We start from the raw sequence: 26,099 nt of genomic DNA on the forward strand, positions 1-26,099 counted from the left end.
TTTTTTATTTAAATTTTTCACACCACCACGTTTATTTCATTTATTTCTGTTTCGTATTTCTTCGGTAACAATACTTTTTTGATCAAATTATCAAGATGCAAGAACCTGCTCAATTTATAAAAAGGCAATATAAAACTAAGTAAAGATATTTTGGAAAGTCCTAGTAATATTCTTACTCTGTCCGGAATAATCAACTTTTGTCCTTCAATCAGTACAAAGTATCTAACCGTTCCCAAATGCTTTTTATATTGTTTAAAGAGATCTTTAGTATATTTACTTTTCTCCAGATCATTTGCTAAATGCTCCTCTCGCTGAACAAGCCATGATTGATAATTAGGTGCCAGATCTTTTAAGCGCATCCGCTCTCCCACTCTGAAGAACACATTATAAATCTCTTCTTTTTCTTCCGAAGTTAATTTTCTTTCCAGCACCTCAAACGAAGCTATGGAATAATAAATAAGCATAAAAAGCACATCTCGATAAGCCCAGTCTGGTATTTTACTTTCTCGGGAATTTTCAACAGCTTTATGTATATGATAGATAGAATCAATACTCTTTAATGAAGTTGTTTTATCTGCAAAGATTATTTTTCTCGCATAGGTAACTGTAGAGAACAAACGCCCCAACGGATCTGCAGGCAATTTCCCGGTGAAGTAGAGCCAATCAACCGCTTTATTTAAAGCAAATTCTGCCGCCGCTCCCGCAAAAATTAGCAGAACAGTATCGCTTTTTCCCCATATCTCTCGAATAATAGAATCGTCTTTTACAAAATTTTCCATAGGCTTTAAAAGATAACTAAAATCACGCCTTTTTAGTATCGCGTTTCTCTTACAATTTGATTGGTATAAAAAAAGGGAGCAATTGCTCCCTTTTAATTGTAAATAAATAGTTTCTAATTATTTTAAATCGAAACGATCAAGGTTCATCACTTTGTTCCAAACTGCAACAAACTCATTTACAAAGCGATCTTTAGAATCATCAGATGCATATACTTCTGCAAGTGCACGCAATTCTGAATTTGAACCAAAAATAAGATCTACACGAGTACCTGTCCATTTCACCTGACCAGTAGCGCGATCTCTACCTTCAAATAATTCATCATCTTCAGAAGTTGCCTTCCATGTCGTTCCAAAATCAAGTAGGTTTACAAAGAAGTCATTTGAAAGTGTTTCAGGACGATCTGTAAATATACCGTGCTTAGAACCATCATAATTTGCATTTAGCGCTCTTAAACCTCCAATTAAAACAGTCATTTCTGGTGCAGTCAAATTAAGTAACTGAGCTTTATCAACAAGAAGTGCTTCTGTCGCTACGCTGTACTTTCTTTTTGCAAAATTACGGAAACCATCTACATGAGGCTCAAGTGCTTCAAAAGCCTCTATATCAGTCTGCTCTGCACTTGCATCTGTACGGCCAGGCGCAAAAGGTACTGTTAGTTCGTAACCAGCATTTTTAGCCGATTTCTCAACTGCGGCACAACCTGCTAAAACAATAAGATCAGCCATAGACACTTTCTTATTGCCAGATTGAGAACTATTAAAATCATTATAGATACCACCAAGTGTATCAACTACCTTCTTCAATCTATCAGGATTATTAGCCTTCCAGTTTCTTTGTGGTTCTAACATTATGCGACCACCATTAGCACCACCACGTTTATCTGAATTTCTAAATGTAGAAGCTGATGCCCATGCTGTAGAAACAAGTTCTGCTATTGATAAGCCTGAAGCCAAAATATTTTCTTTTAGAGCAGCAATATCTTGCTCATTTATCAACTCATGATCAACCGCAGGAACAGGATCTTGCCAGATCAATTCTTCCTGTGGTACTTCAGGACCCAGGTATCTTTCAATAGGGCCCATATCTCTATGCGTTAGTTTAAACCAGGCACGAGAATAAGCATCTGCAAATTCTTCAGGGTTTTCTAAAAAGTGTCTTGATATTTTTTCATAAGCAGGATCAACTTTTAAAGAAAGGTCTGTTGTCAACATGAAAGGAGCATGCTTTACGTCTGGCCTGTGTGCATCTGGAACCGTACCTGCACCTGCATTATCTTTTGGTTTCCATTGAAAAGCTCCGGCAGGGCTTTTTGTTAATTCCCAGTCAAAACCAAATAGATTTTCAAAATAAGTATGACTCCATTTAGTAGGAGTATTTGTCCATGCACCTTCAATACCACTGGTAATAGTATCTGCGCCTTTACCTGTTCCAAATTTATTTTTCCAACCCAAATTCTGCTCTGCAATTCCTGCTGCAGCGGGTTCTTCTTCTATATATTCTAAAGGATCTGCGGCACCATGAGTTTTACCAAAAGTATGACCGCCTGCAATTAATGCTACAGTCTCATAATCATTCATTGCCATACGGCCAAAAGTCTCACGAATATAATGAGCAGACTCAAGCGGATCAGGGTTACCATTATGTCCTTCAGGATTCACATAGATCAATCCCATATGGGCAGCACCAAGAGGGCTTTCTAAATCTCCTTCTGCATAACGCTCTTTGTTACCCAGCCATTCTGTTTCAGAACCCCAGTAGATATCTTCTTCCGGCTGCCATACATCTTCACGACCACCGGCAAAGCCAAACATTTTTAATCCCATTGACTCATGTGCACAGTTACCAGCTAAAACCAATAAATCTGCCCATGATAATTTTTTACCATATTTCTTTTTAACAGGCCATAGAAGTAAACGAGCTTTATCAAGGTTAGCATTATCTGGCCAGCTATTTAAAGGTGCGAAACGTTGAGAACCTGAACCGGCACCACCACGACCGTCTTGTATACGATACGTACCTGCACTATGCCATGCCATACGAATAAAGAAAGGACCGTAATGCCCGTAATCTGCAGGCCACCATTCCTGGCTGTTAGTCATTAATCCGTAAATATCATTTTTTACTGCCTGTAAATCTAATGTTTTAAATGCTTCAGCATAATTGAAATCCTTGTCCATAGGATCAACTTTATCTGAATTTTGACGCAGTATATTTAAGTTCAGTTGATTAGGCCACCAATCTTTATTACTTGTGCCTCCACCAGCAACATGATCCATTTTGTCATTCAAAAATGGGCACTTTGCTGAAGATTCGTTAACCTCCCACACTTTATGAGTTCCGGATAGCGAATTTGATTTATCTTCCATTATTGTCGATTTTTGTTATTAAAGCACGAATTTACAATATTTAAGTCGATAGTTTTTATCTATCTTTTTGATTTAGAAATAATAAAAAACTATTACTTTTTTATATAGGCCTTAATTTACTAAAAAGATTTAAAAGATAAATTATTACAGAGTATGCAGATCTGAAATATTGCTATGGATATAGAAGCATCTTAATGTGTTCTCCTTATAATTTTTTGCGCAGAATTCTGCCCGGATTTCTCCTGATATTTAACTATTACGAAAAGGTAAGAATTGTAAAACCACCCATTTCTGTCCGTAATTTACAGATTTTCGGAATCGAAAAATCCGTCTACAGATGCCAAAAATTGCGTCTGTACGGTCAAAATCGGTTAATAATTTAGATATTTCCTGAAGTCTTGAAAAAGTCTGCCAATTTTCATCTACTAGTTTGCGTAAGTATTGAGGGCATTTGAATACAACTACAACATAATCTAGCATTCACTTCTATACTTCTTCATAATCTCTTTAAATAAAGTTCCTGTAGAAGGCGGTGTATATGAGACAGCATTGGCACCTGCCTTAATAACCTGAGCTATTGTCTCTTCAGTTTTTCCGCCGGTTGCAATTATGGCAACATTTTTATCGATCGAGCGTATTTTTAAGATAATTTGAGAAGTATTTTCACCACCAGAAACATTGAATATGTCTACTCCTGCTTCAAGTCTTCCTTCAATATCATCAAGTTCTGAAACTACCGTAATTGTTACGGGAATATCAATTTTCTGCTTTAACTCCTTTATTAAATCATTGCTTGCAGGTTTATTGATCACCACACCTAAAGCACCTTGAAATTCCGCATGAAGGGCTAATTCTACAGATCGCAAACCTGAAGTCACACCTCCTCCTACTCCACAAAAAATAGGTTTATCTGCAGCGGTAATCAAAGCCTGACTTATAATAGGTTGAGGAGTAAATGGATATACCGCAATTATAGCATTGGCATTTGTATTTCTTATAATCGCGATATCTGTACTAAAAAGAAAAGATTTTAAGAGCTGCCCAAAGACCCGAATTCCTGAACATTCATTGATAATCTCAGGTACAGTCACAATGTTTGTGCGGAGTTTGCTGCCAAATGCGGGAATAAGATCTTCCTTTTTCATCACGTTTTACTTTTATCTAAAATGATGAAAAAACAGATACCTAATTCTTAGGCTTTTGTTAAAAGAAACTAATTAAAAACAACGCAGTTATAACTTTACCAGAGATCTCATTTTGTCCTTAATTTGTTCAAAACCCGGATTATGAATACTCCCTACATGGGTATGCTTTTTCCCGGCTTCAGGGGAATAACTACCCTCCTGAACCTGACCTCCTATAATTTGATATGCTTCGCGAAAAGATTTGCCCTGCATAACCAAATCATTAATACTATCAACCGTAAATAGATATTTGTATTTATCATCTGTTAGGTCAATGTCTTTCACTTCTATTTGAGCGATTGAATAATCAAAGATCTCAAGAATATCTTTCATAGTCTCAATAGCGCTGATGGTATTTTCTTTTAGCAATTGATAATCCCTGTGATAACCGCTGGGAAGATTATTTGTAATTAAGATCATTTCGCTGGAAAGCGCCTGAATTTTATTGCATTTCCCCCGAATTAACTCAAAAACATCCGGATTTTTCTTGTGAGGCATGATGCTGCTTCCGGTGGTTAATTTCTCCGGAAAGCTTATAAAACCAAAATTCTGACTCATATACAGGCAAATATCCATTGAGAAACGCGCTAAAGTATTTGCTAGTCCGCCTAAAGTTGCGGCAAGCGTTCGCTCACTTTTACCACGAGCCATTTGTGCTGCGACCACATTATATTTAAGCGTGTTAAAACCCATTTCCTGAGTTGTGAATTCGCGGTCAATAGGAAACGAACTCCCATAACCTGCCGCAGAACCTAATGGATTTTGATCTACAACTTGTTGGGTCGCTTTCAGCATGATTAAATCATCAATCAGTAATTCCGCGTAAGCAGAAAACCAAAGTCCAAAACTGCTGGGCATAGCAACCTGTAAATGTGTATAACCGGGCAAAAGCTTTTCCTGATTCGTTTCTGCCAATTGCATCAAGGTTTCAAAAAGGGAGATGGTACGCGCCTTTATACCTTGTAAACTATCTTTAAAATATAACTGTAGCGCCACCAGTACCTGATCATTGCGAGACCGTGCGGTGTGTACTTTCTTTCCGGTATCGCCTAAAGCGGCGGTTAATTCGGCTTCAATTTTACTATGAACATCTTCAAAGTGATTTTCTATAATAAAACTGCCATTTTTTATACTCTGGGCGAGCTTTTCTAGCTCTGGGAGGAGGTTTTCAAGTTCGCTTTTATCAAGAATTCCAATTTTGTGAAGCATCTTCACATGCGCCGTCGTTGCCTGCACATCATACGCTGCGATATGCATATCGATCTCGCGGTCGTTGCCTACCGTAAAATTCATGATCTTATCGTCGATGCTTATTCCTTTATCCCAGAGTTTCATAATTTGTTTTTTCCTCCCCTAACCACTCTCAACGGAGGGGAATTTATTAATATATTGTTTCTGTGTAAAAATAGATGATTTCTCAGTTGTACCAACTTTGAAATGACTGGTTGACCTGCAAGGTTTCTATCAACCTTGTAGGTCTTTCCTGTTTTATTTTCGATTGCTAAAACTTACAATTATATAAACCTACAAGATCTTTGAGACCTTGCAGGTTGATTAGATTCCCTAAGGTATTTCCGGTTCCCATAATATTTTTATGAGCAGTTTGAGATTCTGTTCCGATAGCTATCGGAATAAATTCAGAATGACGCTTTCAATATTTTATTCTAAGCCTAAAATAATTATTGTTTATTTATAAAAGTGAACGATTTAAAAATCGTTCCTCTTCAAAACGACTTGGCGACCTGCAAGGTTTTGTCTACCTTGTAGGTCTTTCCCATTTCAATTTTGATTGCTAAAACTTACAATTATATAAACCTACAAGGTCTTGGAGACCTTGCAGGTTCCCATTCCATTACAATATTTTACTTAAAAGTTTAATATATAAATCAATCCCTTCTTCTATCTCGTGCACATAAATAAATTCATCTGCACTGTGCGAGCGTGTGCTATCACCTGGACCTAATTTAAGTGACGGACAAGTTAAAACTGCCTGATCGCTCAAAGTAGGTGAGCCGTAAGTGGTTCTTCCTAATGCTATTCCGGCTTTTACGAGTTCATGATCTACTGGAATACTAGAGGAATTTAACCGCAGACTACGAGGTTTTAGCTCATCACAGGGCGATTTTTGCTGTAATAAGTCGGTTATTTCTTGATTTGTATATTTATCATTTACCCGAACGTCTATAACCAAACTCACATCTGCCGGAACCGCGTTATGCTGTTTCCCTGCATTGATCTGCGTTACAGTCATTTTGACTTCACCCAGAGCTTCCGAAATCTTTTCAAATTTAAAATCCCTGAACCATTCCAGAACAGGAATCGTTTTATAAATCGCATTATCAGTATTGGGATGTGCTGCGTGTGACGGAGTTCCTTTTACAACAGCATCAAAAACAACCAATCCTTTTTCGGCTACAGCCAAATTCATTAATGTGGGTTCGCCTACAATCGCAACATCAACAGGCGGAATAACCTTTAGCATACTATTAAGACCATTTGCGCCGCTGCTTTCTTCTTCCGCGGAAGCGACTAAAACCAGATTATATTTCAGATTTTCTTCGGCATAAAAATTAGTGAAAGTTGCAATTAATGAAACCAAACAACCGCCTGCGTCATTACTTCCCAAGCCAAATAATTTTCCATCTTCAATATCCGGACTAAAAGGATCTCTTGTGTAACCATTATTAGGCTGAACGGTGTCGTGGTGACTATTTAATAAGAGCGTGGGTTTGCTTTCGTCAAAATATTTATTTGTTGCCCAAACGTTATTTACAGTTCTTGTAAAGGGAATCCCGTATTCCTTAAACCAGTTTTCTATATGCGTCGCGGTGTTATCTTCTTCTGACGAAAAAGACTGCGTCGAAATTAAATTTTGCAGCAGATCGATTGCTTTTTGAGTCAATTCTGTTATGTTCATAAAACTAATTTGGTGAACGGAATGTTATTATTACTGAGCATTTCAGGTTTTCCTAACCGTACCTGATCTACACCGCCTTCTAATGCATAAAAACAATTATGAAGTTTGGGCAGCATCCCGTCTGCTACTATTTTTTGAGCGACTAGATCTCTATAAGTATCTGTATCTATACTTTCAATAACCGAACTTTCATCTTCAACATCAAGTAAAACACCGGCTTTTTCAAAACAATAATACAGTACAACTTCGTATTTTTCTGCAAATGCACGGGCTATCTCACAAGCAATCGTATCTGCATTAGTATTGAATAACTGACCGTTACCATCATGGGTGATCGCGCAAAAAACAGGAGTAAGTTTGGCACTAAGCAATGAATCTATAATTTGATCATCTACTTTTACCACATCACCCACAAAGCCAAAATCTACTTCTTTCACCGGCCTTTTAACCGAAAGCACCGTATTGCCATCTGCTCCTGAAAGACCGATAGCATTACAGGAATGACTTTGCAACTGTGCTACAATATTTTTATTGACTTTACCGCCATAAACCATTGTGATCACATCAAGAGTTTCGGCATCTGTAATTCGCCTTCCCTGAGTCATTTTCACCTCAATCCCTAGTTCGTTTGCCATTTGTGTGGCCAGTTTCCCGCCGCCATGAACCAGAATTTTAGGTTCCGGCAACTGAGCAAAATCGGCTATAAATGCCTGCAAATCTTCCTCTTTCTCTATAATATTCCCGCCTATTTTTACAATATTCAGTACAGGTTTCATATTACATGTGAGAAGTTAACTTATGAGATTTTAATATTTCGCCAGACTGTGCGGTTTCCAGAATTTGCTTTAAAACGACCTGAGCCGCAAAAGTCCGGTTATTTGCCTGTTCTATAACCAAAGAATGATCGCTATCAAGAACAGCATCTTCTACAATTACATTACGCCTTACCGGCAGGCAGTGCATAAATTTTGCTTCGCCCAATTTTTCTTTGGTAATCATCCAATTTTCGTCAGTATTTGTGATCTTACCGTAATCTGAATAGCTGCTCCAGTTTTTCACGTAAACGAAATCTGCATCTTTTAGCGCTTCTTCCTGATCGTAAATTACTGTTGAATCTTTTACAACTTCCGGGCTCAATTCATAACCTTTAGGATGCGTGATCACAAAATCAATATCCATCATTTGCATCATTCCTGTAAATGAATTTGCCACAGCTTGCGGCAAAGCTTTAGGATGCGGTGCCCAGCTCAAAACGACTTTTGGTTTCTTAACCGTATTTTTTTCAGTAATTGTAATTGCATCTGCAAGCGCCTGCAATGGGTGCGCCGTAGCACTTTCCATATTTACAACCGGTACCGAAGCGTATTTTACAAAACTGCGAATCACATATTCAGATTCATCTTTTTCTTTATCTGTCAACGTAGGGAAAGCACGAACGGCAATAATATTTGCATATTGCGAAATCACCTGCGCGGCCTCTTTTATATGTTCTGAAGTATCTGCATTCATCACCGTTCCATCTTCAAACTCGAGTTTCCAGGCATCGCTATTGAAGTTCATTACTGTTACTTCCATACCCAGACTACGTGCTGCTTTTTCTGTACTTAAACGCGTACGTAAACTGCTATTAAAAAACAACATCACTAATCTTTTATGATGGCCCAAATGCTCAAAAGCAAACGGGTTTTTCTTTAATTCACGAGCCTGCGCGATAAGCGCGGGCAAATCTTCTATGTCTGTAAGTTCGGTGTATTTTTTCATTATTGATATTTAATGTGGCTTCGACAAGCTCAGCCTGACATATTTGCAAATTTTATTCTAAAGCCTAAATAAGACTTCGAAAGGCTCAGTGTTACAATTCAGTTTCAGATTGACGTTAGTTTAAAACCTGCTCCAAGGCTTCAAAAAACCGGTCAAAATGGGCTTTTTTCATCGTTAAAGGGGGTAAAATCCGCAATAGATTTTTGTTTTTTGCGCTTCCGGTGAAGATGTGGTGATCGTAAATAAGTTGCTTGCGCATCGGGCCCACTTCAAAATCAAATTCTAATCCCAACATTAATCCGCGGCCCTTTATTTTTTTGACTTGTGGAATATGCTCCGCTTTCGCGAAAAAATATTCAGACATAATTCTGGCGTGTTCCATCAGGTTTTCCTTTTCTAAAACATCCAGAACAGTAAGCGCAGCTCTGCACGCCAAATGATTGCCGCCAAAAGTTGTTCCCAGCATTCCGTACTCAGGCTTAATGGAAGGGTGAATTAAAACCCCGCCAACAGGAAACCCGTTGCCCATACCTTTTGCCATCGAAATAATTTCGGGCTCAATATTATACTCCTGGAAGGCAAAAAACGCTCCTGTACGCCCAAAACCAGCCTGAACTTCATCAGCGATAAGCATTGTACCATACTTTTTACAAAGTGCATCTACGCCTTCATAAAATGCCGCGGTACTTTCATCAAGTCCGCCAACTCCCTGAATAAATTCGAGAATTACAGCACAAATATCTTCTTTTGAAAGTTCATTTTCAAGCGCTTCCAAATCTCCCAAAGTGAGAAAAGCAACTTCCTGTTGAGCATTAATGGGAGCAACGATCTTAGCATTGTCTGTAGCGGCTACAGCAGCAGAAGTTCTTCCGTGGAAACTATTGGTGAATGAGACCACTTTTTTTCTTCCTGTAGCAAAAGAAGCAAGCTTTAGAGCGTTCTCGTTAGCTTCTGCCCCACTATTGCACATAAATAACTGGTAACCATCACATTTCGCGAAAGCAGGCAAACGCTCACCCAATTCTTCCTGTAACGGATTCTGAACCGCATTGCTGTAAAAACCTATTTTTTGTACCTGATCATATAAATTTGCAACATATTCAGGGTGTGCATGACCTATAGAAATAACGGCGTGACCGCCATATAAATCAAGATATTCGACTCCTTTTTCGTCATAAACAAAAACATCTTTTGCATTAACCGGAGTTACATCATAAAGTGGATAAACATCAAATAAACTCATTTTTGCTCCAGTTTTATATTGCTTATTTTGTTGTACGAAGCGACCATTCCCTGTATTAATGACGAACTCAGTCCCTTATGTTCCATCTCATTTAAACCTTCTATGGTACAACCTCGTGGTGTGGTTACACGATCAATCTCTTCTTCGGGATGATTACCGGAATGAATCAACAAACTTGAAGCTCCATTACAAGTATGCATAGCAAGTTCCTGAGCTTCTTTTGAGTCGAAACCCATTTGTATTGCCGCCTGAGTTGTTGCACGTATCAGGCGCATCCAGAAAGCAATCCCGCTTGCACAAACCACAGTTGCAGCCTGCATCAAGTGTTCAGGAATAATCAAGGAATTCCCTAAACGGTTAAAAATAGCCTCAGCAACTTTAATGCGTTTCATGCCTTTCTCGTTGCTGCTTAGGCAGGTCATAGATTGACCTACAGCAATCGCAGTATTTGGCATCGCCCGAATGATAAATTGATCGGGACCAACAACAGCTTCAATTTGGTTGATCTGATAACCAGTAATTGTTGAGATCAAAACATGTTTGTCTGTCAATTCTCCCTTTATGCTTTGAAGAATATTTTCTATCTGGCTGGGTTGAACAGCAAAAATGATAATGTCTGACTTTTGCACCGCTTCCACATTATCTGCAGTAACAAATACATTTTTATACTCCGCCCATTCTTCAATGGCTGCCGGATTTCTTTTGGTAAGATATAATGTCGTTATTGCATTATTTGTAACCAAACCTTTTGCAATGGCAAGACCCAGATTACCGGTACCAATTATGGCTATTTTCATTGTCGTTTATTTTGTTTCCTCACCCTTAAAGGATGGTTTTTCGCTAAAGCGAAAATATTTATTCTTTACCTCTCCGTTTCCGCTTTGCCGAAACACCTCTCCTAAATTAGGAGAGGAGCTTTTGTTTAAAAATAGGATGCTTTTAGTTGTAATCCTTCGGTTTGTGGAAGTCCAAAAACAAGATTCATATTTTCTACTGCCTGTCCCGATGCGCCTTTTAATAAATTATCCATCACACTACTGATCAATAATTTGTTGTTGTGCGTATGCAAATGAATTAGACATTTATTTGTGTTTACCACCTGCTTTAAATGAAGTTCGTCCTCTGAAACAAAGGTAAACGGAGCGTCTTCATAGAATTTCTTGTAAATAGAAGTCACCTCTTCAAGATCACCGTCAAAATAAGTGTACGCTGTTGCGAAAATTCCTCTGGAAAAATCGCCTCTATTGGGCAAAAAATGGATTTCCTTAGCGAAATTTCCCTGCAAGCTTTTTACCGACTGATTGATCTCACCCATATGCTGATGAGTGAAGGGTTTGTAATACGAAAAATTATTATCTCTCCAGGTAAAATGCGTAGTAGCAGAAAGTGAAGTTCCTGCACCGGTCGCACCGGTAACCGCATTTACATGCACATCATCTTTAATTAAACCTGCATCTGCAAGCGGAAGCAATGCAAGCTGAATCGCTGTTGCAAAACAACCCGGATTTGCAATAGAACCCGCTTCTTTAATCGCTGTTTTATTTAATTCGGTTAAACCATAAATAAATTCGCGACCTTGAAATTGTGCATCTGGTTTTAAGCGAAAATCATTACTGAGATCTATAACAATAGTACTTTCAGGAAAAAGATGTTCTTCTAAAAAAGCTTTTGAATTTCCGTGTCCTAAACATAAAAAAACAACATCTACAGCCGCATTTACCTCACCTGAAAATTTCAGATCTGTACTGCCCAATAAATCCTGATGAATCTTACTAACTGCATTACCCACATTAGAAGTGCTGTAAATAAAATCGATCTCCACATATTGATGATTCAGCAAAATACGTATGAGTTCGCCAGCCGTATATCCCGCTCCACCTATGATTCCTGCTTTGATCATTTCTCAGCGTTTACGTGGTTATAGATTTTGTTCTGATTTCCCAGAATTTTTATAAATCCTTTCGCGTCATCTGCCGTCCAGCCTTTGTTCATTTCGCCATAAGCGCCAAAAGAGGCATTCATCAAGTCATTATCAGATTTTATTCCTTCTAAAGTAAACCTGTAAGGATTTAACGTCACATAAACATCACCATTCACATTTGCCTGACTGTCGTTTAAAAAAGCTTCCATATTACGCATCACAGGATCAAGATATTGACCTTCATGTAAATGCATGCCGTACCAGTTTGACATGTAATCTTTATGCTGCATTTGCCATTTGGTCAACGTGTGTTTTTCGAGCAAATGGTGCGCTTTTATAATGATAATAGGAGCTGCGGCTTCAAAACCTACACGACCTTTTATACCAATTATCGTATCACCCACATGAATATCACGACCAATACCAAATTGTGAAGCAAGTTCTTGTAGTATCTCGATATTTTTTACCGGTGTATCTTCGTTGCCGTTAACAGCGGTAAGTTCGCCATTAGTGAAAGTAAGAACAACCTGTTCCTTTTCGTGCTTTTGCACTTGAGAAGGATACGCTTCTTCCGGTAAACCTTTATGTGAAGTAAGTGTTTCGCTTCCACCTACGCTGGTTCCCCAAAGTCCGCGGTTTACAGAATACTTAGCTTTTTCCCAGGCCATTTCTACGCCCTGACTTTTTAAATATTCAATTTCCGCTTCACGCGAAAGTTTTAAATCTCTAATAGGAGTTATAATTTCAATTTCAGGAGCGAGCGTTTGAAAGATCATATCAAAACGTACCTGATCGTTACCGGCGCCTGTGCTACCATGAGCAACATATTTTGCACCAATAGATTTTGCGTAGTTGATTATCTCAACCGCCTGAATGATACGCTCTGCACTTACTGAAAGCGGATAGGTGTTGTTTTTTAAAACATTCCCGTAGATAAGATATTTCACAACCTTATTATAAAAAGTATCTACAGCCTGAACGTTTTTATAGCTTTTTGCACCGATTTTTAGTGCTTTTTGCTCGATTTCGTCAATTTCTTCCTGTGAAAATCCGCCGGTGTTAATACTTACGGCGTGTACTTCAAAACCTTTTTCTTTAGATAAATATTTGGCGCAGTAAGAAGTATCTAAACCACCACTGTATGCCAGAACAAGCTTATTCATGAGTTTTTACTTTTTCTTTTTTAAGAAACAAGGTTTCTTTTATACTTTTTAATCGCGTGAAATTTTTGCTGTTGACTTTATTTTCCTGTTCGGTCTTTACTTTTTCTTTCTCTTTTGCAGGATCATACAACATGCCTGTGCATAAGCACATTTTTTGCTCTGTACGTTGCAGAATATCATAGTTGCGACAAGTCTGGCAGCCTTTCCAGAAAGTAGGATCATCTGTTAGTTCTGAAAAAGTAACAGGGCGATAACCCAGATCACTATTGATCTTCATCACAGCCAGACCGGTTGTTATACCGAAAATTTTTGCGTCTGGATATTTCTTTCGCGAATGCTCAAAAATCACCTTTTTGATGTCCTTTGCCAACCCCCGACTTCTATAATCAGGGTGAACAATAAGTCCTGAATTTGCCACAAATTTGCCGTGACCCCAGGCCTCTATGTAGCAGAAGCCTGCAAATTTATCGCCGTCTAAAGCGATGATAGCGTTCCCGTTTTCCATCTTAGTGATGACATATTCAGGTGTGCGCTTAGCTATACCGGTACCACGAACTTTGGCCGATTCTGCTATTGTATCACAAATTAATTGTGCATATCCCGCATGGGACTTATTGGCAATTACAATATCCATAATGCTGTAATTGAAAAATTAATAAAAAGATTTTGATTTACCGTTGTGAAAGAAACCGGACTCACCTTAGTTTCATTAAATTTTGCACCCCTATGGGGCGACGGCGGCATAGCCTAAATGAATTAGAATTGCCATTATTATGGTCAATACTAAAAGCTAAAAAATGAAAAGGAAAAGAAAACATTGAATTAAAAATAAATATTGGTAACTGAGTGATGGGCAATTATATACGCGCACAACGACGAGGACGTGGTGTGCGCCTACTGGGAGTTACCGGTAATTTATTTTCATTAGTAATCATAAAACGAATGTAGAACATTTTTTTTATAATGTATCTAAAATAGTATTAAAATTCAATTTCTATCCATAGAAATCAATTCTTCCTAAAAATCAATTGCTTGAAATATTAATTAAGCATTAAAGAATATAATCTGTACTTACGAAATTAGATTTTTTAGTGTCCAGAAGTTCGTTAAGAATGGCATTGTTATATTCATTGTCTTTTGAAGCCACAAATGTTCTAATAGAAAAAGAACGCAGAGCATCGTGAACACTTAGTGTACCTACTGCAGAATCTTTTCTACCGGTAAAAGGATACACATCAGGACCACGCTGGCAAGAACTATTTAAGTTAACTCTACAAACCAGATTTACCAATGTGTCAATAAGTGGGGCTAAAGTTTTAACCTCCTTACCGAACAAACTAACCTGCTGACCATAGTTAGATTCTGCCATGTCATCTAAAGGCTCGTCAATAGTTTTGAAAGTTAAAATAGGAACTACAGGGCCAAATTGCTCCTCCTGGTACACCTTCATATCTTTAGAAACCGGAAATAAAACCGCCGGATAGATGTAATTATCGGTCTTTTCACCCCCTTTTTCGTTGATAATCTCAGCTCCTTTTGCAAGCGCATCATCTATTAATCCCTGAATATAAGCGGGTTTATCAGGTTCTGGAAGCGGAGTGAGTTTAACACCATCTTCCCAGGGTAATCCAAATTTTAAAGCGTCGACAGCTTCAGAGAATTTACGGTTAAAAGTTTCAGCTATATTTTCATGAACATAAACCACTTTTAAAGCAGTACAACGCTGACCGTTAAAAGATAGCGTACCTGCGATACATTCTGAAACCGCAAGATCAAGATCTGCATCGGGTAAAATTATAGCAGGATTTTTAGCTTCTAAACCTAAAACTAAACGCAAACGGTTCTTTTTAGGATGTAGGTTTTGTAAAGCATTTGCTGATGAACTGTGACCAATTAGTGCCAAAACATCAACTTTACCAGTCTTCATAATGGGTGAAGCCACTTCGCGACCACGACCGTAAATTATATTTACAACCCCGGGAGGAAAACTTTCCTGGAAAGCTTCCAGAAGTGGTGATATTAATAAAACACCGTGTTTAGCGGGTTTAAAAATTGCCGTATTTCCCATGATTAATGCAGGGATCAACAGGCAAAAAGTTTCATTTAGTGGATAATTATAAGGCCCAAGACACAAAACAACACCTAACGGACCTCTGCGAATGTGTGCATGAATTCCATCTTGCTTATGGAATTTTGCACTGTCACGATCCATATTTTTGTAATCTTCTATGGTATCGTAGATATATTCAACTGTACGGTCAAACTCCTTTTGAGAATCGGGATAATTTTTACAAATTTCCCACATTAAAAAATTAACAACCTCTTCTCGCTTGGTTTTCATTTTTTCAACGAAAGCCTCCATACATTTTATGCGGCTTTCAACCTTCATTGTAGGCCACAAGCCCTGACCTTTATCATAAGCGTTTGAAGCAGCTTCAAGAGCTTCTAATGCTTCCTTTTCGCCCAATTGCGGAACAGATCCTAAATGTGTAGGAGCATATGTACCATCAACTTCTGTACGAATTGTAGAAAAAACATCAGCGGTTTTACCGTCCCAGCTTACAAGTTTACCATCAACGAGATATTCACGCTGTTCTATGGGTTTTACTTTAAATTGAGAAGGTATTTTTTGATCGGTTAGTTGTTGGTCCATTTCGTTAAATTAAAAATTCAAAAAGGTTGGGTTTATCGTTTAAATATTCTCCGTAAAAATTACGAGTTTTCATTCTATTAATCAAAGGCTCAAGGTCTTCTTTACGTTTAATTTCGATTCCTACAACAGCAGGACCATCTTCTCTACTCGTCTTTTTAGAGTATTGAAAGAACGTAATATCGTCCTCAGGACCCATAATTTCGGCTAAAAACTCCCTTAAAGCTCCCGCTCTTTGCGGGAAACGCACAATAAAATAATGCTTTAGTCCCTGATACAATAAAGCGCGTTCTTTAATTTCTGCGGTACGTGTAATATCGTTGTTACTACCGCTTACAATGCAGACAACATTTTTGCCTTTAATTTCTTCAGCATATTGTTCAAGAACAGCGAGAGTAAGCGCACCCGCTGGTTCTACCACTATCGCATCTTTATTGTAGAGATCAAGTATGGTCTGGCAAACTTTACCTTCTGGCACGGTTACCATTTCTGAAAGATATTCTTTACAGATATTAAAATTGCGGTCACCCACACGCTGTACAGCCGCACCGTCAACAAACTTCTCGATCATAGATAAGGTTGTATTTTCCTTATTCATGATTGATGTTTTCATAGATGGCGCACCTTCCGGCTCAACTCCTATAATTTTTGTATTTGGCGAAAGCAAATGGAAAACCGTACTTAACCCGGAAGCCAGTCCGCCGCCACCTACAGGAACAAAAACATAATCAATCTCTACATGTGATTGCTCAATTATCTCTAGCCCTACCGTAGCCTGACCTTCTATAATTTTCTCATCATCAAACGGATGTACAAATATTTTACCTTGTAGATCGCAGGCTTCTTTTGCTGCTTTGTAAGCATCATCAAACGTGTCGCCAGTTAAAACGATCTCTACGTAATCTTCGCCAAACATATTAACCTGCTCTATCTTCTGTTTAGGAGTAGGTGCAGGCATATAAATAGTACCCAGAATATGAAGTTTAGCACAGGCAAAAGCTACGCCCTGAGCGTGATTACCTGCACTCGCACACACAATTCCCTTCTGTCGATCTTCTTCACTAAGTGAATTTATCATGTTGAACGCTCCACGAATTTTATAAGAGCGTACCTGCTGCAAATCTTCACGTTTAAGTAATACGTTTGCACGAAACTCACGTGAATAACTTAAACTTTTCATCAAAGGTGTAACCAGGGCTACTTCTTTTAATGTCTCTGCAGCTTCTTTAACAGATTCGAGCGACGGGAAATATGTGGTCTTTGTGTTACTCATATTTGGTCTTTACAATTTATGCTAAAACCGATTCTTCTTTCTCGGTAACGGTTCTTACTTCTTTCATGGCAGTCATTGACTCACGTAACCACGCTCCTACTTCTTCTACAGGATGATTGCGTATCTCATCATTTACTGCGATCAACTCTTTATTGTCAACCTGATTTCCTTTCGCGAAAGCTTTACCAATTACATCTGTATCTATCTTTGTCATGAAGTCTTTCAACAAAGGTTTACATGCATGATCAAACAAATAGCAACCATATTCTGCAGTATCTGAAATGATGCGGTTCATTTCAAATAATTTTTTACGAGCGATGGTATTTGCAATCAACGGAGTCTCATGAAGTGACTCATAATAAGCAGATTCTTCAATAATACCGGCATCTGTCATAGTTTCAAAAGCAAGCTCTACTCCTGCTTTTACAAAAGCGACAAGCAATGTACCGTGATCAAAAAATTCTTGTTCGCTAATTTCTGCATCTGTAGCTTCAGTTTTTTCAAAAGCTGTTTCACCGGTTTCTGCTCTCCATTTTAAAAGATTAGCATCATCATTTGCCCAATCTTCCATCATAGTTTTAGAGAAGTGACCAGACATAATATCATCCATATGCTTCTCAAAAAGCGGGCGCATAGTTTCTTTTAGTTCTTCTGCAAGCTGAAAAGCTTTGATTTTAGATGGATTATTAAGACGATCCATCATATTTGTAATACCACCGTGCTTTAAAGCTTCAGTAATCGTTTCCCAACCGTATTGAATCAATTTCGCCGCGTAAGCAGGCTCAATTCCTTTTTCTACCATTTTATCAAAAGACAAGATAGAACCGGTTTGTAACACACCACAAAGTATGGTTTGCTCACCCATTAGATCACTTTTTACTTCAGCGACAAATGAAGATTCAAGCACACCTGCTTTGTGACCTCCTGTAGCAACGGCGTAAGCTTTTGCCTGATCCAGACCTTCACCTTTAGGATCGTTCTCAGGATGCACAGCAATTAATGTAGGCACACCAAAGCCCCTTTTATACTCTTCACGTACTTCTGAACCAGGAGATTTAGGCGCTACCATAATTACGGTAATATCCTTACGCACCTGCAAACCTTCTTCTACAATATTAAAACCGTGACTATAGGTAAGCGTAGCACCTTCTTTCATCAAAGGCATTATAGTCGTTACAACATTTGTATGTTGCTTATCTGGAGTAAGATTTAAAACTACATCAGCATCTGGGATAAGTTCTTCATACGTCCCAACAACAAAATCATTATCTGTCGCATTTTTATAAGAAGCGCGTTTTTCTTTAATCGCCGCTTCACGCAATGTATAAGAAATGTCAAGACCTGAATCACGCATGTTAAGACCTTGATTTAAGCCTTGAGCACCGCAACCCACGATTACAATTTTCTTTCCTTTAAGAGCTTCTACACCACTTTCAAATTCTGCTGCCTCCATAAAACGGCACTTCCCCAGCTGTGCCAGTTGTTCTCTTAGGGATAAAGTGTTAAAGTAATTTGCCATAATCTTTTGCCCAAAATGATGGGACTTTTTTGGTATTAGGTTATTGTTTTATTTGCCCTTTTACAGGTTTTTTTGTTGAGGCTTACCTCATTAAATATTTACTATTCAAGCCGATTTTTACACACTTTCGACCGAAAATTCGGCTAAAAGAGTCGATATTTTCATTTCGTCTTTTGTAACCGCGATTCTGCCAGAACGTACAAACTGCATAATCCCGAAAGCGCTAAGTTCGCGATATAATAATTCGATCTCGCTGCGTTTGCCTGATTTCTCAAGAACGAAAAATTCACGATTTACAGTGACAATTCTAGAGTTGCTTTCTTTAATTATATTCTGAATCTGGCGCTCTTCAAACAAAAGGTCTGATTTTATTTTAAAAAGACAAGCCTCAAGAAATATTGTTTCTTCATCTGTATGGTAAAAAGCTTTTATTACTTCTACCTGTTTTTCCAACTGACCAATTATCTTTTTGATCTGTTCTTCGGTTACATTAATTACGATGGTAAAGCGTGAAACTCCTTCAATTTCTGAAATAGAAGTGTTTAAACTCTCGATGTTAATATGTCTTCTCTGGAAGATAGCCGAAATACGATTTAATAGACCGATATTATTTTCGGTATAAATCGAAACTGTAAATGTTTTTGTTGCGCTCATAACTAACTTAATCTAATATCTGAAACCGAAGCTCCCGATGGGATCATAGGAAATACGTTATCTTCTTTTTCTACCATAACTTCAAGAAAGTAAGCATCTTCTGAAGCCATCATAGCTTCAATTGCAGCTGGTAAATCTTCTCTTTTAGTTACTTTTTGAGCTTCTATATGATATCCTTTTGCGATAGTCACAAAGTCTGGATTGATCATATTAGTTGAAGCATAGCGTTTATCAAAAAACAGCTGTTGCCACTGGCGCACCATTCCTAAAAACTCGTTATTTAATACGACGATCTTCACTGGAACCTTAGTCTGAAAAATAGTCCCCAATTCCTGAATTGTCATCTGGTAACCGCCGTCACCTATAATCGCAACAACAGGTCTTTGCGGAGCTCCCATTTTTGCACCTATTGCTGCAGGAAGCGCAAAACCCATAGTTCCTAAACCACCGGAAGTAACGTTACTTTGTGATTTATTGAATTTTGCATAGCGGCAGGCGATCATTTGATGCTGACCTACGTCTGAAACAATAACAGCATCGCCACCACTCACTTTATTAATACCTTCTAAAACCTCGCCCATAGTAAGACCCTCTTTAGTAGGATGAATATCATCTTTTATAATTTGATCATATTCTGTAGCATACATATCTTTAAACTGCTGATGCCACTCATCGTGCTTATTCTCATTTAGTAACGGCAATAAAGCCGCAAGAGAATCTTTGCTATTCCCAAGAACAGCAACATCAGTTTTTACGTTCTTATCAATTTCGGCGGGATCTATCTCAAAATGAACGATTTTAGCCTGTTTTGCGTAGGAATTAAGATCACCAGTCACCCGGTCATCAAAACGCATCCCGATCGCAATAAGAACGTCGCACTCATTAGTTAGCATATTAGGCGCATAATTACCATGCATACCTACCATACCTACGTTTAAAGGATGATCTGTAGGTATTGCAGAAACCCCTAAAATCGTCCATGCTGCAGGAATACCAGACTTCTCAACAACAGCTTTGAATTCTTCTTCAGCTTTGCCTAAAATAACGCCCTGACCCCAAACGATCATTGGCTTTTTAGCATTGTTAATCAAGTGGGCAGCTTCCTGTAATTTCGTTTTATTAACAACAGGAATAGGCTTATAACTGCGAATACCTGTACACTTTTGATACACAAAATCAAACTCCTCAAACTGAGCATCTTTTGTAATATCTATAAGCACGGGTCCCGGGCGACCGCTTTTTGCGATGTAAAAAGCTTTCGCTAATATTTTTGGGATCTCAGAAGCTTTTGTGATCTGATAATTCCATTTTGTAACCGGAGTTGAAATACCAATAATATCAGTTTCCTGAAAGGCATCACTACCTAAAAGATGTGAAGCTACCTGTCCTGTAATACAAACAATAGGCGTAGAATCAATCTGCGCATCTGCAATTCCTGTAACAAGATTTGTAGCCCCGGGACCAGAAGTTGCTATCGCTACTCCTACTTTACCACTCACGCGCGCATAACCCTGAGCGGCATGTGTTGCGCCTTGCTCATGACGTGTAAGCACGTGATGCAATTGATCCTGGTATTTATAAAGCTCGTCATAAACAGGCATAATGGCACCGCCTGGATATCCATAAAGAATATCGACTCCTTCTGCAAGCAAACATTTTATGATCGCCTCTTTTCCTGTTAACCTTTCGGTAACAAGTGTATCCTGTGCCTGTAACTTAATTGTTTGTGTCTCCATAAGCCAATTCTAGAATTCATCCGTCACGCAGCCTTTAGATGCAGACGAAACTGTTTTTGCATATTTATAAAGCACGCCACGCTCAAACTTTAATTTGGGAGCCTGCCAGTTTTGTTTTCTTTTTTCTAATTCTTCATCAGAAATTTCGATATTAATCGTATTCTTTTCGGCGTCAATAGCGATAATATCGCCATTTTGCACCAAAGCGATGTTACCGCCTACTTGTGCTTCTGGCGAAACGTGACCCACCACAAAACCATGAGAGCCACCAGAGAAACGACCATCTGTTATTAAAGCAACCTCTTTTCCCAGACCAGCTCCCATAATTGAAGATGTAGGTTTAAGCATTTCTGGCATTCCCGGTGCTCCTTTAGGACCTTCATAACGAATGATAACAACATCACCTTTTTTTACTTCACCAGATTTGATCCCAATATTTACTGCTGTCTCACTATCAAACACATTTGCCGGACCTTTAAAATAAAGTCCTTCTTTACCAGTGATCTTTGCAACAGCACCTTCTGTTGCCAGATTACCAAAAAGTATTCTTATATGTCCTGTATCTTTTATTGGGCTTTCAAGGGTACTTATGATATCCTGATCTTCTAAAAGATTAGGAACATCTTTAAGATTTTCGGCCAGGGTTTTACCGGTTACTGTAAGACAATCGCCGTGAAGCATATCATTATCTAACATGTATTTTAAAACTCCGGGAATACCACCCACGCCGTGTAAATCTTCCATTGAATATTTACCGCTTGGTTTTAGGTTTGCTAATAAAGGCGTATTGTCACTTATTCTTTTAAAATCATCAAGAGTAAACTCTACATGCGCAGCTTTCGCAATAGCTAAAAAGTGAAGCACCGCATTTGTAGAACCACCCAGCACAGTTACCAGTCTGAAGGCATTCTCTAAAGATTCTTTAGTAACAATATCTGAAGGCTTAATATTTCTCTCAAGCAGTAAGCGCAAAGCCTCTCCCGCCCTAATAGATTCCTGTTCTTTAATATTGCCGTCACTTACAGCAGGATTTGATGAATTAAAAGGTAAAGACATCCCTAAAGCTTCAATCGCCGAAGCCATTGTATTTGCTGTGTACATACCACCACAAGCACCAGCACCAGGGCAAGCTTTATGAATTACTTCTTTATATTCTGTCTCATCTATCGTACCCGCTACTTTTTGACCAAAGGCCTCAAAAGCCGAAATTATATCTAATTTTTTACCGTTATGACAACCCGAGGCAATGGTGCCGCCATAAACTAAAATAGACGGTCTGTTTAATCGCAACATCGCCATTAAAGCTCCCGGCATATTTTTATCACAGCCTACAACTGTAACTAAACCATCATAACTCATGGCCTCGACCACAGTCTCCATAGAATCTGCGATTAGATCTCTTGAAGGCAGCGAGAAACGCATACCCGGAGTTCCGTTAGAAATACCATCACTTACACCTATGGTATTAAAAATCAAACCGACCAAATTTGCATTTTCTGTTCCTTTCTTTACGAAAGTTGCTAAGTCGTTAAGATGCATGTTACAAGGGTTACCCTCATAACCTGTACTTGCAATGCCTATTAAAGGTTTTTTTAAATCATCATCTGTTAAACCGATGGCGTGTAACATTGCCTGTGCTGCCGGCAGTGTAGGATCCTGAGTTACTGCTTTACTGTATTTATTTAATTCCATAAATGTTATTCTACTTCGAAATTATATAATTGATTCTTGTTCTTGTCTTTGATTTGAAATTGATATTAAAGGTCAATCGTTAACACTTCTATTTAATTTACTGAATTTCAATTAATTAATACTAAAAATTCTACTAAAGCCAGTGCCAAAAACTAATCAGAATTGACCGATTTTAGTATCAAAATGACCGATTTTGTCAAGGCTTTATTCCATAAAAAAACCTCCTGCTTCTACAGAAGGTTTATTGTATTTATAAGTTATTCTAAATCATTGATTTCTTACTATTTTATTTTTTAGCGCATATAGCACCAGACCTATGCGACTTCGCACTTCCAGCTTTTTAAAAAGTGTATCTCTGTAATTATCTATCGTTTTAGGACTAAGACACATGACGTCTGCAATCTCTTTATAGGTCTTATCAGAACATGCGAGCTTCATAAATTCAAGTTCACGTGACGAAAAGTTATCTGCATCTGTATCTTTTCCTTTATTGTTCACACTATCAAGAAGAGCCTGCGTAACATGATCTGAATAATAATGACCTTTCTCTATAACCTCATTTAACGCCATCTTTAAAGTCTCAGGATGAATATCTTTAATTAAATACCCTTTACTACCTAAACGCAGCATTTGGATTATAGTATTTTCATCATCATCCATAGACAATGCAAGAACATCTATATGTGGTTTATGTTTATTTAACCAGGCGATGGTTTCAAAACCATTCATAACAGGCATATTGATATCAAGCAAAATAATATCAGGATCCTTGCCTGCGACATCTAATTTATTGATCAGATCATTACCATTTTTTGCCATAAATAGCACATCAAAACCTTCGAAACTATTGATAAGACCCTGAAGGGATTGGGCAAAGAGCACATGATCGTCTACTATACCTATAGTTTTGATTTTCATAATTTTAAATTATTCTTCAGTACGTAAAGGAACCGGGGGAATTACTACCCTAAATTTACTAATTCTTTTAAAGATTTGTTAATTTATTTTAGAACTTAAACTTTATACGCTCCTCAAGTACTTCATTTTAAGGTAAGTACCTGTTTTAGGCTTAGAAGTTATATCAAGCTGAGCCCCTATTAATTTTGCGCGACTGCTAATATTGAGCAAACCTGAATTTTTAGATATTGTGTCCATATCAAAACCCACCCCATTATCATGCATATCAATTTGTAGTATGTCCTGAGAAAAACTCAGATTAACTACAAGCAGATCTGCTTTTGCATGCTTAATAACATTTGCAAAAAACTCCTGCACGATTCTAAATAAAACAACCCGGTCATTTTTGGGTATATCCCAAACAGTACCATCAATTTTGAGTTCGGTTTTAAGAAAGTTTATACGCTCAAAACGGCTGAGTTCGTTCTCAATACTTTCAATTAAACTTACATTATTAAGCACCTCGTTATTGAGACTTTTAGACAAAGCACGCACTTCCTGAAGCGACTGAGCAACCAGACTTTTTACTTCGGTAATATGTAAAACTTCTTTAAGATCTGCCTGTAGCATATTAAGCTGCATATTAGCCACAGAAAGTAGTTGACCTATATTATCATGCAACTCCCAACTTACATTCTTTAGCGTATTCTCCTGAATCTCAATCTGTGTACGAGCTACCTCCTCTATATACTTTTTTTCTGCAGCATTCTTCTCATCTATAAATTTAAGTTTACGCTTTTGAAATATGAGGAATAAACACACCACAGTAATTAGCAATATGAGCAAAACCACAGAACTGGCCGCTATGAGCACTTGTAATTCTTCAGAATTTATTACCTCTTCTACTTTCATTTAATGTATTTTATCTTTTCTGCATTGAGATAAATTAATACGGCACTCAAAACTAATACTGCTAAAAAAAGAACAATAGCTATTAAAATTATTAACGCTAAGATGAATTGACTACTCATTGGGGTGAATTAGATGTTCTGTATATGATTTATGGGTTTTTATAAAAGCTATTGCAAAACAACAGTATTGAAGACTGTTAATAATAAAGAGCACAACACTCCAAATGGCAAGATTCTCTTTTACCATAAAGGTTATTGCGACCTCAAAAGGAAGATAGGTAACACAATAAACAAGTAAACCAAATGAAACCCAGAAATAGGGTGAACTTGTAATATGCATTACCACATCACGATTTAGCATTTCTATAAAATAGAAACACGCAGCAACTGTAATTAAAACAGCGCCCAGCGTATAACTGTTGTTCAAAAATTCATAAGAGAAGTTTTGAATAAAAATCGCGTCAATTAGCCAGAAAATCGTGTAAATAAGCAATAAAATCAGTAAAATATTTCTTCTTGACCTTGTAAACATTAAACTGCTATACCACCACAAGAAAAATGCAAAATGAACTAAATAATAAATATTATAGGGTATGTAATTAGGAATCCCCAATACGGGATAACACATACCGGCAAAAAATTCATTGAGTGCTACGTAACATAAAAAAAACAGTACATATTTTAATTTTGTGTGCTTAAAATGGTTGTACTTAATAATACCTATTACCGCTGCTATCAGTTCTAAATATTGAGAGTAAGAACTCAGTTCTTCCATCAATTGCTGTTTTATGATTTATTATTGAGGATAGCTCGCTTGTGGCGGGTTTCCCTGATGACCTCTGTTTAAAGGCGATATTGATGTAATATCTGATCCCTGCATGCTAAAATTAAAAAAGCTACCAGTCTGCTTATCATTTTTAACACCCGTAGGCACAATAAAAACAGTACTATAACCTGCAACCTTTTGATCTGGATAATCCATAGGATACGCTCCCTGATAAATTCGCAGGCCTTCTAGTTTATAGCCTTGTTCATTTGCCTGTTCTTCCGCGTAAGCGATATAATCTTTTAACTCCTGAACAGACCACCAGCTTGAACGATTATCTTTTTTACCAATGGCAGAATCTATAGCCTGCACTCTAGTGCGCGTATATGTCTCGTCTAGCACCATCGCTTCCTTACTGCTTATAACACCACTAGGCGGATCTGTTTTTGCATCAGATTTTGGGCCATTTGTACATGCGCTTAAAGCTATAAATACAAAGAATACTATCAATTTATTGCCATGGTTAATCAAATAAGTTTTCATGTAAAAAGGTTTATGAAGGTTAGACAATAAAAGTACTCTAAAATCTGCCTATCACTAGTACCCATCAGGTAAATAGGGGCAAATTCCCCGCTCAACCGCAGTAAAATCACCCGCACTCTTAAT

General features: G+C 37.9%; 22 protein-coding genes. All 22 read right to left on the reverse strand.

Annotated features, from left to right (window positions below; genetic code table 11):
• Nucleotides 1-17: 17 nt before the first annotated feature.
• Nucleotides 18-779 (reverse strand): oxygenase MpaB family protein, encoded by a 762-nt coding sequence (locus tag ACH3O9_RS18410; RefSeq protein ID WP_416442908.1) that lies wholly within the window; start codon nt 777-779, stop codon nt 18-20.
• A gap of 117 nt (nt 780-896) precedes the next feature.
• Nucleotides 897-3,146 carry a catalase/peroxidase HPI gene (gene katG / locus ACH3O9_RS18415; RefSeq protein WP_416442910.1) on the reverse strand — a complete coding sequence of 750 codons (2,250 nt, stop codon included), beginning with the start codon at nt 3,144-3,146 and terminating at the stop codon, nt 897-899.
• 473 nt (nt 3,147-3,619) lie between these two features.
• Entirely contained in the window at nt 3,620-4,291 is a 672-nt protein-coding gene (locus ACH3O9_RS18420) for a hydrolase (RefSeq protein ID WP_416442912.1), read from the reverse strand.
• 87 nt (nt 4,292-4,378) lie between these two features.
• Nucleotides 4,379-5,665 carry an argininosuccinate lyase gene (gene argH, locus ACH3O9_RS18425; RefSeq protein ID WP_416442914.1) on the reverse strand — a complete coding sequence of 429 codons (1,287 nt, stop codon included), beginning with the start codon at nt 5,663-5,665 and terminating at the stop codon, nt 4,379-4,381.
• Between the two features lie 517 nt (nt 5,666-6,182).
• Nucleotides 6,183-7,247 (reverse strand): M20 family metallo-hydrolase, encoded by a 1,065-nt coding sequence (locus tag ACH3O9_RS18430; RefSeq protein WP_416442916.1) that lies wholly within the window; start codon nt 7,245-7,247, stop codon nt 6,183-6,185.
• Nucleotides 7,244-8,023, reverse strand: coding sequence for an acetylglutamate kinase (argB, locus tag ACH3O9_RS18435; protein WP_416442918.1), 780 nt, complete (start codon nt 8,021-8,023; stop codon nt 7,244-7,246). Before argB ends, ACH3O9_RS18430 begins: the two co-directional genes overlap by 4 nt.
• A 1-nt stretch (nt 8,024) precedes the next feature.
• Nucleotides 8,025-9,008 (reverse strand): N-acetylornithine carbamoyltransferase, encoded by a 984-nt coding sequence (locus ACH3O9_RS18440; protein WP_416442920.1) that lies wholly within the window; start codon nt 9,006-9,008, stop codon nt 8,025-8,027.
• Nucleotides 9,009-9,123: 115 nt separating this feature from the next.
• On the reverse strand, nt 9,124-10,251 hold the full coding sequence (locus ACH3O9_RS18445) for an aspartate aminotransferase family protein (RefSeq protein WP_416442922.1): 1,128 nt from the start codon (nt 10,249-10,251) through the stop codon (nt 9,124-9,126).
• Nucleotides 10,248-11,048, reverse strand: a complete 801-nt coding sequence (proC, locus tag ACH3O9_RS18450) for a pyrroline-5-carboxylate reductase (RefSeq protein WP_416442924.1) — start codon at nt 11,046-11,048, stop codon at nt 10,248-10,250. Before proC ends, ACH3O9_RS18445 begins: the two co-directional genes overlap by 4 nt.
• A 125-nt stretch (nt 11,049-11,173) precedes the next feature.
• Nucleotides 11,174-12,151, reverse strand: a complete 978-nt coding sequence (gene argC / locus ACH3O9_RS18455) for an N-acetyl-gamma-glutamyl-phosphate reductase (protein ID WP_416442926.1) — start codon at nt 12,149-12,151, stop codon at nt 11,174-11,176.
• Nucleotides 12,148-13,335 (reverse strand): argininosuccinate synthase, encoded by a 1,188-nt coding sequence (locus tag ACH3O9_RS18460; RefSeq protein WP_416442928.1) that lies wholly within the window; start codon nt 13,333-13,335, stop codon nt 12,148-12,150. Before ACH3O9_RS18460 ends, argC begins: the two co-directional genes overlap by 4 nt.
• Entirely contained in the window at nt 13,328-13,969 is a 642-nt protein-coding gene (locus tag ACH3O9_RS18465) for a GNAT family N-acetyltransferase (protein ID WP_416442930.1), read from the reverse strand. Before ACH3O9_RS18465 ends, ACH3O9_RS18460 begins: the two co-directional genes overlap by 8 nt.
• A gap of 417 nt (nt 13,970-14,386) precedes the next feature.
• Nucleotides 14,387-15,988, reverse strand: a complete 1,602-nt coding sequence (locus tag ACH3O9_RS18470) for an NADP-dependent glyceraldehyde-3-phosphate dehydrogenase (RefSeq protein ID WP_416442932.1) — start codon at nt 15,986-15,988, stop codon at nt 14,387-14,389.
• Nucleotides 15,989-15,992: 4 nt separating this feature from the next.
• On the reverse strand, nt 15,993-17,258 hold the full coding sequence (gene ilvA / locus ACH3O9_RS18475; protein ID WP_416442934.1) for a threonine ammonia-lyase IlvA: 1,266 nt from the start codon (nt 17,256-17,258) through the stop codon (nt 15,993-15,995).
• Between the two features lie 16 nt (nt 17,259-17,274).
• Nucleotides 17,275-18,777 (reverse strand): ketol-acid reductoisomerase, encoded by a 1,503-nt coding sequence (gene ilvC, locus ACH3O9_RS18480; RefSeq protein ID WP_416442936.1) that lies wholly within the window; start codon nt 18,775-18,777, stop codon nt 17,275-17,277.
• A gap of 117 nt (nt 18,778-18,894) precedes the next feature.
• Complete coding sequence (gene ilvN / locus ACH3O9_RS18485; protein WP_416442938.1) at nt 18,895-19,431, reverse strand: acetolactate synthase small subunit; 537 nt, start codon at nt 19,429-19,431, stop codon at nt 18,895-18,897.
• 2 nt (nt 19,432-19,433) lie between these two features.
• Nucleotides 19,434-21,167: a biosynthetic-type acetolactate synthase large subunit gene (ilvB, locus tag ACH3O9_RS18490; RefSeq protein ID WP_416442940.1), complete on the reverse strand. Its 1,734-nt coding sequence runs from the start codon at nt 21,165-21,167 to the stop codon at nt 19,434-19,436.
• 9 nt (nt 21,168-21,176) lie between these two features.
• A complete protein-coding gene (gene ilvD / locus ACH3O9_RS18495) occupies nt 21,177-22,859 on the reverse strand; it encodes a dihydroxy-acid dehydratase (protein ID WP_416442942.1) in 1,683 nt (560 codons plus the stop codon).
• Between the two features lie 267 nt (nt 22,860-23,126).
• The gene (locus ACH3O9_RS18500) at nt 23,127-23,777 is read right to left on the reverse strand and encodes a response regulator (RefSeq protein ID WP_416442944.1); all 651 of its coding nucleotides are present in this window, start codon (nt 23,775-23,777) and stop codon (nt 23,127-23,129) included.
• Between the two features lie 102 nt (nt 23,778-23,879).
• Nucleotides 23,880-24,668, reverse strand: coding sequence for a sensor histidine kinase (locus tag ACH3O9_RS18505; RefSeq protein ID WP_416442946.1), 789 nt, complete (start codon nt 24,666-24,668; stop codon nt 23,880-23,882).
• A gap of 111 nt (nt 24,669-24,779) precedes the next feature.
• Nucleotides 24,780-25,442 carry a hypothetical protein gene (locus tag ACH3O9_RS18510; RefSeq protein ID WP_416442948.1) on the reverse strand — a complete coding sequence of 221 codons (663 nt, stop codon included), beginning with the start codon at nt 25,440-25,442 and terminating at the stop codon, nt 24,780-24,782.
• Between the two features lie 21 nt (nt 25,443-25,463).
• Entirely contained in the window at nt 25,464-25,976 is a 513-nt protein-coding gene (locus ACH3O9_RS18515; protein ID WP_416442950.1) for a hypothetical protein, read from the reverse strand.
• Nucleotides 25,977-26,099: the final 123 nt, after the last annotated feature.

It is taken from the genome of Leeuwenhoekiella sp. A16, from assembly GCF_047946675.1.
In the GTDB taxonomy this organism is placed as follows: domain Bacteria; phylum Bacteroidota; class Bacteroidia; order Flavobacteriales; family Flavobacteriaceae; genus Leeuwenhoekiella.

Coding starts and splice junctions, on each gene's coding strand:
- ACH3O9_RS18505 (WP_416442946.1), bottom strand. CDS start 24,668: ATGAAAGTAGAAGAGGTAATAAATTCTGAAGAATTACAAGTGCTCATA.
- ACH3O9_RS18440 (WP_416442920.1), bottom strand. CDS start 9,008: ATGAAAAAATACACCGAACTTACAGACATAGAAGATTTGCCCGCGCTT.
- ACH3O9_RS18470 (WP_416442932.1), bottom strand. CDS start 15,988: ATGGACCAACAACTAACCGATCAAAAAATACCTTCTCAATTTAAAGTA.
- argH (WP_416442914.1), bottom strand. CDS start 5,665: ATGAAACTCTGGGATAAAGGAATAAGCATCGACGATAAGATCATGAAT.
- ACH3O9_RS18460 (WP_416442928.1), bottom strand. CDS start 13,335: ATGAATAAGCTTGTTCTGGCATACAGTGGTGGTTTAGATACTTCTTAC.
- proC (WP_416442924.1), bottom strand. CDS start 11,048: ATGAAAATAGCCATAATTGGTACCGGTAATCTGGGTCTTGCCATTGCA.
- argC (WP_416442926.1), bottom strand. CDS start 12,151: ATGATCAAAGCAGGAATCATAGGTGGAGCGGGATATACGGCTGGCGAA.
- ilvA (WP_416442934.1), bottom strand. CDS start 17,258: ATGAGTAACACAAAGACCACATATTTCCCGTCGCTCGAATCTGTTAAA.
- ACH3O9_RS18410 (WP_416442908.1), bottom strand. CDS start 779: ATGGAAAATTTTGTAAAAGACGATTCTATTATTCGAGAGATATGGGGA.
- ilvC (WP_416442936.1), bottom strand. CDS start 18,777: ATGGCAAATTACTTTAACACTTTATCCCTAAGAGAACAACTGGCACAG.
- ilvN (WP_416442938.1), bottom strand. CDS start 19,431: ATGAGCGCAACAAAAACATTTACAGTTTCGATTTATACCGAAAATAAT.
- katG (WP_416442910.1), bottom strand. CDS start 3,146: ATGGAAGATAAATCAAATTCGCTATCCGGAACTCATAAAGTGTGGGAG.
- ACH3O9_RS18510 (WP_416442948.1), bottom strand. CDS start 25,442: ATGGAAGAACTGAGTTCTTACTCTCAATATTTAGAACTGATAGCAGCG.
- ACH3O9_RS18445 (WP_416442922.1), bottom strand. CDS start 10,251: ATGAGTTTATTTGATGTTTATCCACTTTATGATGTAACTCCGGTTAAT.
- ACH3O9_RS18420 (WP_416442912.1), bottom strand. CDS start 4,291: ATGAAAAAGGAAGATCTTATTCCCGCATTTGGCAGCAAACTCCGCACA.
- ACH3O9_RS18515 (WP_416442950.1), bottom strand. CDS start 25,976: ATGAAAACTTATTTGATTAACCATGGCAATAAATTGATAGTATTCTTT.
- ACH3O9_RS18465 (WP_416442930.1), bottom strand. CDS start 13,969: ATGGATATTGTAATTGCCAATAAGTCCCATGCGGGATATGCACAATTA.
- ilvB (WP_416442940.1), bottom strand. CDS start 21,167: ATGGAGACACAAACAATTAAGTTACAGGCACAGGATACACTTGTTACC.
- ilvD (WP_416442942.1), bottom strand. CDS start 22,859: ATGGAATTAAATAAATACAGTAAAGCAGTAACTCAGGATCCTACACTG.
- argB (WP_416442918.1), bottom strand. CDS start 8,023: ATGAAACCTGTACTGAATATTGTAAAAATAGGCGGGAATATTATAGAG.
- ACH3O9_RS18500 (WP_416442944.1), bottom strand. CDS start 23,777: ATGAAAATCAAAACTATAGGTATAGTAGACGATCATGTGCTCTTTGCC.
- ACH3O9_RS18430 (WP_416442916.1), bottom strand. CDS start 7,247: ATGAACATAACAGAATTGACTCAAAAAGCAATCGATCTGCTGCAAAAT.